This is a genomic window from Pseudomonas sp. A1230 (assembly GCF_044218825.1).
Lineage (GTDB): Bacteria > Pseudomonadota > Gammaproteobacteria > Pseudomonadales > Pseudomonadaceae > Aquipseudomonas > Aquipseudomonas iridis.
In genome coordinates, this window is record NZ_CP162582.1 from 2276905 (window position 1) to 2288786 (window position 11882).

The window sequence follows — 11882 nt, forward strand, 5'->3', positions numbered from 1 at the left end:
CGGATTCGAGGACGATAATTAGACTTAAGTCGCACGAAATTTGATCGCCAACAAGCCAACTTCATCACAAGCGCTTGAAAGTACAGCACCCAACCCATTGTTTTTAAACACTGTCAAAAGCGTCAATAAAATATTGACGCGTAAAAACTGGATCGAGACCTCATCCGACCAACAGTCGTTCTCCTACGCTGAGGTACATAAAACCACGGCATTGGACCCTTCCGATGAACAAGAAAAACCAGCAGCGATCCGAGTTTACCGAGTTGCTTTTTCGGCTGCGTCATACGTTCTATTCGCTGGCGGGATTCAGTGGCGTGATCAACGTGCTGATGCTGGCGCCGGCCATTTATATGCTGCAGGTGTATGACCGGGCGTTGGTCAGCAGCAACCTCACCACTCTGCTGATGCTCACCCTGCTGATGATCGGTCTGTACACCTTGCTGGCGATGCTGGAAGTGGTGCGCACTCGCGTAATGATCCGGGTCGGCAACCGACTGGACATGGCCCTGAACCGGCGCGTCTTTACCGCCGCTTTCGAGCGCAACCTGCAGCGTGCTGGCGGCAACCCGGCGCAAGCCCTGCAAGACCTCGCGCAAGTACGCCAGTTTCTTACCGGCAACGGCCTGTTTGCGTTCTTCGATGCGCCGTGGACGCCCATTTACCTATTCGTCGCCTACCTGATCCACCCCTTGCTCGGAATCGTCACCCTGTGCGGTTCGCTGATTCTGGTGTCCCTGACCTGGCTCACCGAAATCGCCACCAAAAAGCCGTTGAATGAAGCGAATCTGGCGTCACAAATCTCGGGCACTTTCGCCAACAACAATCTGCGCAACGCCGAAGTCATCGAGGCAATGGGCATGCTGCCCGCAATCACTCAACGCTGGTTCAGCAGCCACCTGCGGATTCTCGAAATGCAAACCCTGGCTTCCGACCGGGCTGCCTACATCAGCGGCCTCGCGCGTTTCGTGCGGATCACCCTGCAATCGCTGATCCTCGGCACCGGTGCCCTGCTGGCGATCGAAGGCTCGATCACCCCCGGCATGATGATCGCCAGCTCGATCCTCAGCGGCCGCGCCCTGGCCCCCGTCGAACAACTGATCGGTGCCTGGAAACAACTGCTGACCAGCCGCCGCGCCTGGTCACGGCTCAAGCAACTGCTACAAGATTTTCCGCCCCGTGCCGATGCGATGAAGCTGCAACGGCCCTTGGGCATGCTCTCGGTTGAACACCTGCACGCCGGGGCGCCGGGCATGAGCCAATCGATCCTTCGCGGGCCGCACTTCAACCTGTCACCGGGTGAATCCCTGGGCATCATCGGCCCGTCCGCGTCGGGCAAATCAACCCTCGCACGGCTACTGGTGGGCATCTGGCCGGCGCAAAGCGGCAAAGTGCGGCTCGACGGTGTGGACGTCTACCTGTGGAACAAGGAAGAGCTCGGCCCCTGGGTCGGTTACTTGCCCCAGGACGTGGAATTGTTCGAAGGCACCATCGCCGACAACATTGCCCGCTTCGGTGAGGTCGACAGTGACGCGGTGATCGTGGCGGCCAAACGGGCCGGTGTGCACGACATGATTTTGCGCTTTGCCCACGGTTATGACACGGCCCTAGATGTGGACGGTAACCCGCTGTCCGGTGGCCAACGCCAGCGCATCGGCCTGGCCCGTGCTTTGTACGGCGAGCCGTCAATCATCGTGCTAGATGAGCCGAACGCCAACCTCGACGACGCCGGGGAAAAAGCCCTGATCGAAGTGCTCGAAGACCTCAAATCCCGGGGCTGCACCACAGTGCTGATCAGCCACCGCCCGAGCATCCTCGGCACCGTCGATAAAGTCCTGATGCTGCGTGAAGGCAGCACGCAATTGTTCGGCCCCCGGGACGAAGTGTTCGCGGCGTTGCGCCAGACCAGCGTGCTGCCGACGGTGGGCGCTCCGACCCTGTCAGCCGTTCGCGGGAGAGAATAAATGAGCGCCTTGAGTCTCGATCCACGTGGCCAGGATGTGGTGCGCGCGGCGGCCAATATCGATGTCGATGACCATAGTCCGGCGCGCTGGGGCGTGATGCTGGTGATCCTCGGCTTTGGCGGATTTCTGCTCTGGTCATGGCTAGCCCCGCTAGACGCCGGGATTGTCGCCACCGCAACGGTCAAGGTCACCAGCAACCGCAAAACCATTCAGCACCTAACGGGCGGCAGTGTCGAAGCGATTCTGGTCCGCGAAGGTGACAGCGTCAGCAAGGATCAGGAACTGGTGCGGCTGGACGCCACCCAGGCACGCTCGGAGCAAGGGGTAGTAAACGCGCAGTACATCGCTACCAAAACAATGGAAAACCGGCTGGAGGCCGAACGCGATGGTGCCGCCGACGTGTTCTTCGACCCCGCCATGATGCAGCGCTACGCCAGCAACGACCACCTTGACGACGCCATCAACCTACAACGTCATCTATTCGCCACGCGCCGCACCAGCCTTGAGGGCGAACTCGGCATCCTGCGCGAATCGCTAAACTCCGCCCAAGCGCAGATCAAGGGTTTGCAGCACATCTACAACGCCCGTTCCGCGCAGATAGGGTTTCTCAATCAGGAACTGGTCGGGGTCCGCCAACTCGCCGCCGAAGGCTATGTACCCCGCAACCGCATGCTGGAACTGGAACGCACCGGTTCGGATTTGAACGCCTCGCAGGCCGACAACCTCAACAACATTGCCCGAGCGCGGGGCCAGGTTGCCGATATCAAGCTGCGCATCCTTCAGCGCGAGTTCGACTACCGCAAGGAAGTGCAGTCGCTGCTGGCCGATGTGCAGAAAGAAAACAGCGCCCTCACCGACCGTTTGCAGGCCCTGGATTACCAGGTTCGGCACACAGTGATCCGCTCGCCCATCGACGGCATGGTCCAGGGCCTGAACGTGTCGACTATTGGCGGAGTGATTGCTCCCGGGTTCAAGATCATGGACATCGTGCCAGCCCACGAACCGTTGCAGATCGACGCGATGATTCCGGTGCAAGCCATTGACCGCATGGCGCCTGGCCTGCCGGTGACCATCTCGTTTCCCGCGTTCAATCATGTGCAAACACCGAACATTCCAGGCCAGGTGCTGACCATTTCCGCCGACCGCCTCGTCAGCGACGACAACAAACAGCCCTATTACCTCGCGCAGATCGAAGTGGCGCCAGCCGGCATGGTCATGCTGGGCAGCAACCATATACGTGCGGGAATGCCCGCGTCGGTCACCATCAAGACCGGTGAACGCAACATGCTCAGCTACCTGTTGAAGCCACTACTGGATCGCGTCGACAGCGCGTTCAAGGAGCAGTGACATGAGCCATGGCCGTCGTCTGGTGGGATTCGCCACATTGCTTTGCCTGGCTCAGTCGGTGGCGGCGCTGGACCTGCGCGAGTCGTGGAACTTGATGCAGTTCCAGGGCCCGACCTACCTGTCTGTCGAGCACGAAAGAGATGCAGCACTGGAAAACCGCGCTATTGGTCAATCCGGGCTGCTGCCGAAAATCGGCATCACCGCCTTCGACAACCGCATCAATGGCACGCAAAGGCAGCCGGACGTTTTCGGCAACAGCCATACCAACGACCTGAACTACAACTCGCGAGGCGCTACCCTGCAGTTGCGCCAACCGCTCTTCAACAAGCAGAAAATGGCCGAGTATCGTCAGGGTGAATACCAGGCGGAGTACGGTGTGGCGGTGTTCGACGGCAAGGCGCAGGACGCGGCGCTGAAGCTCGCTGGACGTTACTTCGACGTACTGCTCGCCCATGAAACCGTGGCGCTGGCGACGGTCAAACTCAAGTCGTTCAATGAACAAGTGGCCTCGACTCAACGACGCAAAGACCTGGGCGACGGCACCATCACAGACGTCGATGAAGCCGTGGCCCGCCGTGACCTCGCTCAGGCCGAGCTGATCGAGTCCGAGGACAGCATGACCGTGGCCCGACGCCTGTTGCAGGAATACCTCGGCCAGACACCCGATGAAATCGCCACCCTGCAAGACACCTTCCCCACGCCGTCGCTGCAACCGGACAATCTGCAGGAATGGATTATTCGCGCGGGTACCGACAGCCCGTCGATCCGTGCCCGCCGCTTGAGCGTCAGCACCGCCGGCGAAGAAGTGGCCAAGGCCAAGGCCGGTCACTGGCCGACCCTGGATCTAGTGCTGGGCTACACCGCTGCCGACAGCGAAACCCTGTCCACTCAAAACCAGCGCAACCGCTACAGCTCCGCCGGGGTGGAACTTAACATTCCGTTGTACAGCGGCGGCTATGTCAGTGCGCGCGCCCGTCAAAGTGTCGCCACCCGGGATCAGGCCGAAGAGGACCTGAATGCCACTCGCGAAGAAATCATCTCCAGCACCACCCGAGAATTTCGCGGTGTGCAGAGCGGCGAAGCCCGCGTTCATGCGTTGGAAAAAGCGGTCAAATCCAGCGAGAGATCACTGGAGTCATCGAAAAAAGGCTTCCTCGCCGGTACCAGCACCAATGTTGACATCCTCAACGCCCAGGAACAGATCTACAACGCCCGCCGTAACCTGTTTGAAGCGAAGCTGCGCTATCTGATGGCGAAGCTGCGCCTAGCGGCAGATGTCGGCGCGCTGGGGGATGACGACATCGCCAGCGCCAATGAATATCTGGGGCCGAAGTTGTCGTTCTGAGCCGCTACCGCGACATCGGCCTGACCGCCTCACTAACCTAATTCGACCAGACGATCCACCAGCAGCACAATACCCGCGGCTTGTGCGGAAGCAGTGGCGCCGCCGCCCCCCATGGCCACGCCGACACTGGCCGCCGCCAACGCGGAGGCGTCGTTGATGCCATCGCCGACCATCAGCGTGCTGGTGCGCAGGCAATCTTGCTGTACGGCACGCACTTTGTCCTCGGAGATCAACCCGGCGTGCAACTCGTCAATGCTGCTGAACGATTTAGCCAATCTGTTGCGTCCACCGGTTGAATCCACAGCCATAAGCGGTCATTGAATTTTGCTAGCAGACGGTACCAAACCAGCGGCAAGCGCCTCCAATAATGCACTGACCTTGGGAAGCGCCTGACGGCTCTTTAGCCAAATCAGATTGATCGCCTGGCCTTCGGTTGCCAACTGGGGAAGCACTTCAACCAATGTCCCCTCTTCAAGCTGACGTTCGATCAACCATGACGGTAACTGCGCGATCCCGCATCCCGCCGATACCGCGATCGCCAGACCTTCGCCATCTCCCACAACGAATTTTGCGGCTATCGCCCTGCGTTCAATTTCACCCGGATGCTGTCCTGAAAAACTCCAAGGGCTAACCGTCCCATCCGCCCAGCCGTAAGCGATGCACTGATGATGTTCCAGGTCGCGATCCGTCAAGGGTGTGCCGTGCTTACTCAAATATGCGGGAGACGCACAGAAGATATGCCACTCACTGCCCAGATAGCGGTGCCCCAATGTGGCGGGCCAAACGTCCGAACCACCAATGCGCACGACGATATCGACATCTTCCTCGATAGGGTCGATGACACGGTCGGAAAACGAAATATGCGGGAGCAACAGCGCATGCGCCTGCGCGAATCGCAGGATAATCGGAAGTGCCTGCAGGCGGCCGAATGCACCTGGAAGGTCAATGCGAATCCTGCCGCGAGGTTCAGTGTTTTCGGCAAGTAGGGATAGCTCAGCCTCTTCGAGCTCAGCCAGCACGCCTGTGCATGTGCGATAGAACGCAATCCCCGCATCCGTCAGTGACAAGCTTCGAGTTGTTCGGTGGAACAACCGAGTCCCAAGCCTGCTCTCCAATCGAGCTATTCCTTTGCTGATTGCCGAAGCCGTCAGACTCATCCGCTCGGCAGCGCCTTTAAAGCTGCCGGAGTCGGCAACGCAGACAAATACATCAATGCCCTTTAAACGTTCGGAGGAAAACATGTACGCCCCGCATTCATGAATTGAGTTCTGTCGATATGATAAAAAACATCATAAATCAGAACAAAATTCCCCAGTAAGCTTGATTCGCGCATCAATCAACACTTTGCGACTGACAAACACTATCAAAACAACCTGCTGAACGATGAGGCAAGGATGCTGACCACGCTAAAAAACTATCCGACAACAATAAATTTGCTGCTGTCGGCGTCCCTGATATTGACCTTGGCGCGAGCAATTACCCTGCCCTATCTGGTCATTTACCTTTCCGGCAGTTTCAGCTTAAGCGTCGCCGATATCGGCCTGGTTATAGGCAGCACACTGATCATTGGGTCGTTATTGAGTCTTTACGGTGGTTTTCTGGTCGACAAGATGTCCAGTTACCGGCTGATCCTGGCCTTTAGTGGCGTGTTCACGCTGGGATTTCTAGGGACGTTTCTGGCTCGCGAACTTTGGCTGTTCTGCAGCTGCCTGGTACTGATCAACCTGGCTTATGCGGTCATTGATATCGCGATTAAATCAGGATTTGGCAGCCTGCTTCCCGTCACTGATCGCAGCGAAGTTTTCTCGATCAAATATACGCTGACCAACATCGGGTATGCCGTCGGCCCGTTTCTTGGCGCTGGCATGGCCAAACTGGATCTCAGCTTGCCATTCCTGTTATCAGCCGGGCTTGGAGCAGGATTCTTTTTCATCTATTTCGTTTGGGGCAATAGAGACCTGAACGCCACCGATTCAGCTCAGAGACCAGTACCGTTTCTGGCCGTGGGAAAACTGTTACTCCAGGATTATCGGTTGGTGTGCTTCACCCTTGGTGGGCTGCTTAGTGCGGTGGTTTTTGGCCAGTTCACCGCTTATCTCTCCCAGTATCTGGTGGTCACTACTACACCAGAATCCACCTACCAGATCATCAGTACCGTTGTGGCGACCAATGCGCTGATGGTGATCAGTTTGCAATACTCCATAGGCAGGAAGATCTCTCGCAGGCATCTGAATCTGTGGCTGGTCGCGGGACTGAGTATGTTCATGATGGGGTTGGCGGGTTTTGCCCTGTCGACCTCTATCCTGCTCTGGGTCATTTCGATAGCCATTTTTACGGTCGGCGAGATCATCGTATTCCCCGCCGAGTACATGTTCATCGACAAAATCGCTCCGGACAACCTGCGCGGCATGTATTACGGAGCACAAAACCTGTCCAACCTCGGCGCGGCGCTGGGGCCGGTGCTTTGCGGAATCGTATTGGCGACTCAGCCTCCCCACTACATCTTCTACATGCTTGCGCTCTTCATTGTTGCAGGTGGAATGTTTTACTTCCTAGGAGCTTCCAATTTGAGCGCTACAACGGATATGAATCCTGATTGAAGGGCAGCAATGAGAAAGACGATGAGGAATCAAAAGTCACCTTAAAAATGTCCGCTTTTGGTTCGATTTTGATCTGTCGCGACAGGCTGAAACCGGCCAATAGCAGTCATCTTGGCTTAGCATTATCTGGAATGATTTAGGTTTCGATATCAAATCTGCCCAATAGCGCGGCGCCGTCAGTGACACCTAAAATTTGATCGATGGCAGCGATTTTTTGGGATGCGCCATCGAGCGCAAAGTCAGCATTGGTGTAAACAGCCTCCGCCTCGTTATGAAGTGCATAGGCAATATGCGCCGCCACGCGGACATTCGTCGGAGCGTCTACAACGCTACCCAGATAATCAACAAGTAAAGTCTTGATCTCTAGCAATGCGAGGGCGAGTAGTCTGTTCTGGTCAGTCTGCATATCGGGAACCTGGATATTGCAATGCGGGGTACGAAACGAATTTCCCGAGGTTATACAAAACGTTGGATAGGCAAAAGCAAATGACCGCTCCGGGGCCGAAACATTTCGCTTGTGGCAGGCTGCTTCTGGCCGAAAGCACTCGGCACGCCATCTAACTGTCAGCCGAATAAAGTCTAAAAAGCAGATATTAAAATCCGAAGTCGTCACTGGATACTTGAGCCGCTTCGTTTAGCCGTTGACGTAGCGCAGCGGTCAATTGCCTCTCCACTTCCCACGGGTCCGACAGGGCGGCGAGTTGTGGCGCCAATTGCGACGACAGGCTCATCAGTGAATGATTAAGCGATCGCGCCGTTTCAAAAGCGGCTTTCTGCACAAAGCTGATTTCCACCAGTTCCCCATGAGCCTTGCGAAACTCCATCTCAGCCATCCGCGCCAAGTAGTGCTCGCGATGTGCACGCGCTTTTCCGACCCCGTGTCCTTCGAAAGTCCTCAGGGTCCCCGGCGCCTTTTCCACGACCGGACGGCATTTCCGTCTCGCTCGACTAGTATTTTTTAACTATGTGCTGATTGGAGACATGCTATGGAAATGATTGCCGTGCGTTCCAGTGCGATGACCGCCGTTGGCTACGATCCAGCAACGAGACGAATGAGGATCCTTTTTGAACAGGGCCACTCCTACGACTTCTGCAATGTCCCCTTGGACATTTACAACGGATTGATAGCCGCTGCCTCCAAAGGCGCCTACTACAACCAACACATCCGTGATCGTTATCAGTGCTGAGGCCGTCTTTCATTTGGAAAGACGGACATCTCTGCGAAGGTTTCAGCTAGAGAGAATCCGCGAGTTCGATAACCCGTGTAGGGGGCGGCCCTCGGGGAGGACCCGTAAAAATCGGCGCCCCACCCGGCCTGCCCAGATCATGCCTTCGGCTCGGCCTCGCTCAGGTCCAGCCGCTTGGCGACCCAGCGCTCGTACAAGCCGATGGCTACATCCGCGCCGGCCATTGCGGTCAGGCAACCCAGGGCGCCCGCCGTCCAAATCGACAGGCCCGCGCCGAACAACAACATCATCGCTGACACGCCGCACACGATGCAGGCACCGGACCGAAGTGCGAGGCGGCGCAACAATGCCCAGCCTCTCGCCCCGTCCTTGTCGGCGCGCCACATCTCTCCGGACACGCCGCCAACCAGAGACAGGGCAATCACCAACCAGATCGGCATCTCTGCCAGTGCCTGTTGCTCGTTCGTCATTGCCCTGCCCCTTAAACAAAAAGACCCGGCGCAATGGCCGGGTCAGGTGGTGGATGGCCTGCCGCGCTTTGCGGTCGCACCCATCGAAGATGGCCCCTTTTTACAGGTCGATTCTGGTGGCAGCAACCCGTTTTAATGCCATCCGGTGAATGTGTGGCTTACGCCCGGTGAACGGCTGGCGAATGTCGGTGAATATCTATCCCGGCTGTCTTTTGCTTTTCTGGCGTCCCATGCGTCCCACCTCTCTAAAACAAGGTGGGACGTCTGAAAGCCCCGCAGATTGGGGCTTTGCCCCACCGTCCTACTTTTATCTCTCTTTTCTCGTGTATAGAGAGAATATTTAAAAACACGCGTGCGCGTGAACACGCGCATTGATGCCCGCTACGCATACACGGGCGGGTGGCATGGAGAAGGTGGGACGGTGGGACAGCCCAACAACGACGGGGCCTGCGCCCGTCCCACCACCGCAAAAAGCAGTGGGACGGAGGCAGGCCAGTGGGACGGCGTGAGCCAGAGTAATGCCCACGATCAAGCCGCTTCCCCCAGGAGGAAGTGCTCGACCACGATGTGGGCGTCATGCAGGCGCTGGTAGTAGAGGTTGCGTGTACAGCCACTCTCAGCCAGACGCGCAGTCAAGGGCGCATCAGGCTGGAAGTAATGCACCTGCACCACTGTCATCAGCTCAGGATCGAGGCGTTTCTTGACGATGCGCTCGATGTCCAGCGAGGCTTCCAGCGGCACCCTGCTCCCGCGCCTTCCGCGCACAAGCTGACCACCGCTCTCCATCATCATGGCGACCATGTTGCCGCCCGAGTAACCGGCGGCCACCTCATCGCTGTGCAGCTCCTGCGCCCATTGCTTGAGGGCCATATCGATTGCCTTAATCATCGAAGCACGGCTCCTCGAACTCAGGTTGTTCCAGGGCCGGCGCCCTGCCCCAACCCTCAGGTTTCTTGTACGCCCAAGGCCGCTGGCCGCTCTTGCTCAAAGCCCACGCCACCCAAAAGGACAACGCGCGCGAACTGAAAAACCTTCTCCTGTTCTTCAACGACCCGCCCGCTCCTCTAGAAGCAATCGAACCGAAACATGTTAGCCAGTACCTTCGTCATTGCGGTAAGGCAGCACCTATTCGTGCGAATCGGGAGAAAGCGTTACTCAGCTCCATCTGGAACTTTGCTCGCGAGAATGGTTATACATCCTTGGCAAATCCTTGCTCAGGCGTGAAAGGCAATAAAGAAACCGGTCGCGACATATATGTCGAAGACGACGTACTTGCCAGAGCCTACCAGCATGCCGATCAGCCATTGAGAGACGCTTTGGACCTGTTCTATTTAACAGGTCAGAGGGTCGCAGACACATTGAAGATGGATGAGCGAGACATAAAAGACGGGAAGCTCTCCGTTCAGCAAGGCAAGACTGGGGCTAAACGAAGGATCGAGATCATTGGTGAGCTCAAAGTCGTAATCGATCGAATCATGGCGCGAAAGGCCGGACAGAAAATCAGATCAACACGCCTGGTAGTAATCGACTCTGGGCAGCCGATGACGACCAGCATGCTCAGAAAAAGGTTCGATGACGCCAGGGAAGCAGCCGGGATTCCAAAAGCAGAATTTCAGATGCGCGACCTACGAGCAAAAGCGGCCACGGATAAAGAGGAGTCAACAGGGAGCATCAGAGAAGCTCGGGACCAACTTGGGCACACCACCGTAGGGATGACAGAACAGTACATCCGTATGCGAAAGGGCATGAAGGTCACCCCTACGAGGTGACTAACGGTCACGAATTGCGGAAAAGATTTTTTGATTGCGGAAAAAAGAATTAAGGGCTTGCATGAGGTATGTCATGCAAGCCCTTGATATTCATGGTGCCCGAAGCCGGAATCGAACCGGCACGCCCTTACGAGCGGGGGATTTTAAGTCCCATGCGTCTACCAGTTTCGCCATTCGGGCGGTAGCGCTGTGTTGCTGTTTCCAGCGGCATGCTCTCAATCCTGACAGCATGCAGGCTTCAGCAGCCGAGCGGGAAATATATACATCACTTCCCGGTGAAGCAAGTTTGCAATGAACGTTTTAAAGACTAAATCTTGCAACGCACTGCAAATAAAAAAGCTCCGTAAATCATGGATCTACGGAGCTTGTTTATAGTGGAGGCCGAGGTCGGAATCGAACCGGCGTAGGTGGATTTGCAATCCACTGCATAACCATTTTGCTACTCGGCCTCAAAGCATCTGCTGTCAGTAGCACAACAACAAACACGTACAAATTGGAGCGGGAAACGAGACTCGAACTCGCGACCCCGACCTTGGCAAGGTCGTGCTCTACCAACTGAGCTATTCCCGCTTGGTGATGCGCATTCTATAGAATTAAGAAGCTCCGTCAACCCCTTGATTCAAAAAAGTTTTATTTCTTTTCTACATCGGTCTTCAGATGTGGCCAGGCGGCGCGCAGGTATTGAACCATCGACCACAAAGTCAGGCCTGCCGACACCAGCAGCAAGGTGTAACCCAAGATAACCCAGAAATTGAAATCCTTCGGGTGAGCCAACAGAATCACCAGCGCGAGCATTTGCGCTGCGGTTTTCCATTTGCCGAGATTCGATACAGCCACGTGCGCACGCGCACCGAGTTCAGCCATCCATTCACGCAGCGCCGAAACAACGATCTCGCGACCGATAATCACCGCCGCTGGCAGCGTGAGCCAGAGGTTGCCGTGCTCTTGAACCAGCAGCACCAGCGCAACGGCGACCATGAGTTTGTCAGCGACCGGATCAAGAAACGCTCCGAACGGAGTGCTTTGCTCCAGGCGGCGCGCCAGATAACCATCCAGCCAGTCCGTTGCTGCCGCAAAGGCAAACACCGAGGCAGAGGCCATGTAGCTCCACTGATATGGCAGATAGAACAGCAAAATGAAGATCGGGATGAGCAGGACGCGTAGAACGGTAATCAGATTAGGGATATTCATCGGCACAACTGG

Annotated in this window: 11 protein-coding genes, 3 tRNA genes and 2 pseudogenes; 6 read left to right on the forward strand and 10 right to left on the reverse strand. The window is 56.7% G+C overall.

Features of this window, described 5'->3' with window-relative positions:
* Positions 1–224 precede the first annotated feature (224 nt).
* Genes AB4P97_RS10760 through AB4P97_RS10770 form a run of 3 tightly spaced genes read left to right on the forward strand, consistent with a single transcriptional unit; the run spans position 225 to position 4653 of the window.
* Positions 225–1961 carry a type I secretion system permease/ATPase gene (locus AB4P97_RS10760; protein ID WP_047301459.1) on the forward strand — a complete coding sequence of 579 codons (1737 nt, stop codon included), beginning with the start codon at positions 225–227 and terminating at the stop codon, positions 1959–1961.
* Positions 1962–3308 (forward strand): HlyD family type I secretion periplasmic adaptor subunit, encoded by a 1347-nt coding sequence (locus AB4P97_RS10765; protein ID WP_047301461.1) that lies wholly within the window; start codon positions 1962–1964, stop codon positions 3306–3308. It begins immediately after the preceding gene.
* Between the two features lies 1 nt (position 3309).
* The gene (locus AB4P97_RS10770; RefSeq protein WP_395602635.1) at positions 3310–4653 is read left to right on the forward strand and encodes a TolC family outer membrane protein; all 1344 of its coding nucleotides are present in this window, start codon (positions 3310–3312) and stop codon (positions 4651–4653) included.
* Positions 4654–4691: 38 nt separating this feature from the next.
* Here the strand turns inward: AB4P97_RS10770 and AB4P97_RS10775 are convergent.
* A pseudogene (locus AB4P97_RS10775) lies at positions 4692–4910 on the reverse strand (heavy metal translocating P-type ATPase); the annotation flags it as partial.
* Positions 4911–4967: 57 nt separating this feature from the next.
* Positions 4968–5894 (reverse strand): LysR family transcriptional regulator, encoded by a 927-nt coding sequence (locus AB4P97_RS10780; RefSeq protein WP_395602636.1) that lies wholly within the window; start codon positions 5892–5894, stop codon positions 4968–4970.
* Positions 5895–6047: 153 nt separating this feature from the next.
* Between AB4P97_RS10780 and AB4P97_RS10785 the strand changes: the two genes are divergently transcribed.
* Complete coding sequence (locus tag AB4P97_RS10785) at positions 6048–7253, forward strand: MFS transporter (RefSeq protein WP_395602637.1); 1206 nt, start codon at positions 6048–6050, stop codon at positions 7251–7253.
* A 136-nt stretch (positions 7254–7389) separates the two neighbouring features.
* On the opposite strand, the gene AB4P97_RS10790 is transcribed toward AB4P97_RS10785, so the two are convergent.
* Positions 7390–7659 carry a hypothetical protein gene (locus AB4P97_RS10790; protein WP_047301471.1) on the reverse strand — a complete coding sequence of 90 codons (270 nt, stop codon included), beginning with the start codon at positions 7657–7659 and terminating at the stop codon, positions 7390–7392.
* A gap of 187 nt (positions 7660–7846) precedes the next feature.
* Entirely contained in the window at positions 7847–8077 is a 231-nt protein-coding gene (locus AB4P97_RS10795) for a hypothetical protein (protein WP_395602638.1), read from the reverse strand.
* 162 nt (positions 8078–8239) lie between these two features.
* Here AB4P97_RS10795 and AB4P97_RS10800 point away from each other — a divergent pair, with 162 nt between their 5' ends.
* Positions 8240–8440 carry a KTSC domain-containing protein gene (locus AB4P97_RS10800; RefSeq protein WP_047301473.1) on the forward strand — a complete coding sequence of 67 codons (201 nt, stop codon included), beginning with the start codon at positions 8240–8242 and terminating at the stop codon, positions 8438–8440.
* Between the two features lie 137 nt (positions 8441–8577).
* Here AB4P97_RS10800 and AB4P97_RS10805 read toward each other — a convergent pair whose 3' ends face one another.
* Together AB4P97_RS10805 and AB4P97_RS10810 are read right to left on the reverse strand one after the other, a co-directional pair.
* Positions 8578–8910, reverse strand: a complete 333-nt coding sequence (locus AB4P97_RS10805) for a phage holin family protein (RefSeq protein WP_008080174.1) — start codon at positions 8908–8910, stop codon at positions 8578–8580.
* Positions 8911–9438: 528 nt separating this feature from the next.
* Positions 9439–9798: a hypothetical protein gene (locus AB4P97_RS10810; RefSeq protein WP_047301475.1), complete on the reverse strand. Its 360-nt coding sequence runs from the start codon at positions 9796–9798 to the stop codon at positions 9439–9441.
* A gap of 98 nt (positions 9799–9896) precedes the next feature.
* Between AB4P97_RS10810 and xerC the strand changes: the two are divergent.
* A pseudogene (gene xerC, locus AB4P97_RS10815) lies at positions 9897–10679 on the forward strand (tyrosine recombinase XerC); the annotation flags it as partial.
* Positions 10680–10772: 93 nt separating this feature from the next.
* Here xerC and AB4P97_RS10820 read toward each other — a convergent pair.
* From AB4P97_RS10820 to pgsA, 4 genes are all read right to left on the reverse strand, one after another.
* Positions 10773–10859: transfer RNA gene (locus AB4P97_RS10820), tRNA-Leu, on the reverse strand.
* 195 nt (positions 10860–11054) lie between these two features.
* Positions 11055–11128, reverse strand: a tRNA-Cys gene (locus tag AB4P97_RS10825).
* Between the two features lie 45 nt (positions 11129–11173).
* Positions 11174–11249: transfer RNA gene (locus AB4P97_RS10830), tRNA-Gly, on the reverse strand.
* A 60-nt stretch (positions 11250–11309) separates the two neighbouring features.
* On the reverse strand, positions 11310–11870 hold the full coding sequence (pgsA, locus tag AB4P97_RS10835; protein ID WP_042559374.1) for a CDP-diacylglycerol--glycerol-3-phosphate 3-phosphatidyltransferase: 561 nt from the start codon (positions 11868–11870) through the stop codon (positions 11310–11312).
* Positions 11871–11882: the final 12 nt, after the last annotated feature.

Excerpts from the sequence above, each read along its gene's own strand:
- AB4P97_RS10790 (WP_047301471.1), bottom strand. The coding sequence starts at position 7,659 with ATGCAGACTGACCAGAACAGACTACTCGCCCTCGCATTGCTAGAGATC.
- AB4P97_RS10785 (WP_395602637.1), top strand. The coding sequence starts at position 6,048 with ATGCTGACCACGCTAAAAAACTATCCGACAACAATAAATTTGCTGCTG.
- AB4P97_RS10760 (WP_047301459.1), top strand. The coding sequence starts at position 225 with ATGAACAAGAAAAACCAGCAGCGATCCGAGTTTACCGAGTTGCTTTTT.
- AB4P97_RS10770 (WP_395602635.1), top strand. The coding sequence starts at position 3,310 with ATGAGCCATGGCCGTCGTCTGGTGGGATTCGCCACATTGCTTTGCCTG.
- AB4P97_RS10805 (WP_008080174.1), bottom strand. The coding sequence starts at position 8,910 with ATGACGAACGAGCAACAGGCACTGGCAGAGATGCCGATCTGGTTGGTG.
- AB4P97_RS10795 (WP_395602638.1), bottom strand. The coding sequence starts at position 8,077 with ATGGAGTTTCGCAAGGCTCATGGGGAACTGGTGGAAATCAGCTTTGTG.
- AB4P97_RS10800 (WP_047301473.1), top strand. The coding sequence starts at position 8,240 with ATGGAAATGATTGCCGTGCGTTCCAGTGCGATGACCGCCGTTGGCTAC.
- pgsA (WP_042559374.1), bottom strand. The coding sequence starts at position 11,870 with ATGAATATCCCTAATCTGATTACCGTTCTACGCGTCCTGCTCATCCCG.
- AB4P97_RS10780 (WP_395602636.1), bottom strand. The coding sequence starts at position 5,894 with ATGTTTTCCTCCGAACGTTTAAAGGGCATTGATGTATTTGTCTGCGTT.
- AB4P97_RS10810 (WP_047301475.1), bottom strand. The coding sequence starts at position 9,798 with ATGATTAAGGCAATCGATATGGCCCTCAAGCAATGGGCGCAGGAGCTG.
- AB4P97_RS10765 (WP_047301461.1), top strand. The coding sequence starts at position 1,962 with ATGAGCGCCTTGAGTCTCGATCCACGTGGCCAGGATGTGGTGCGCGCG.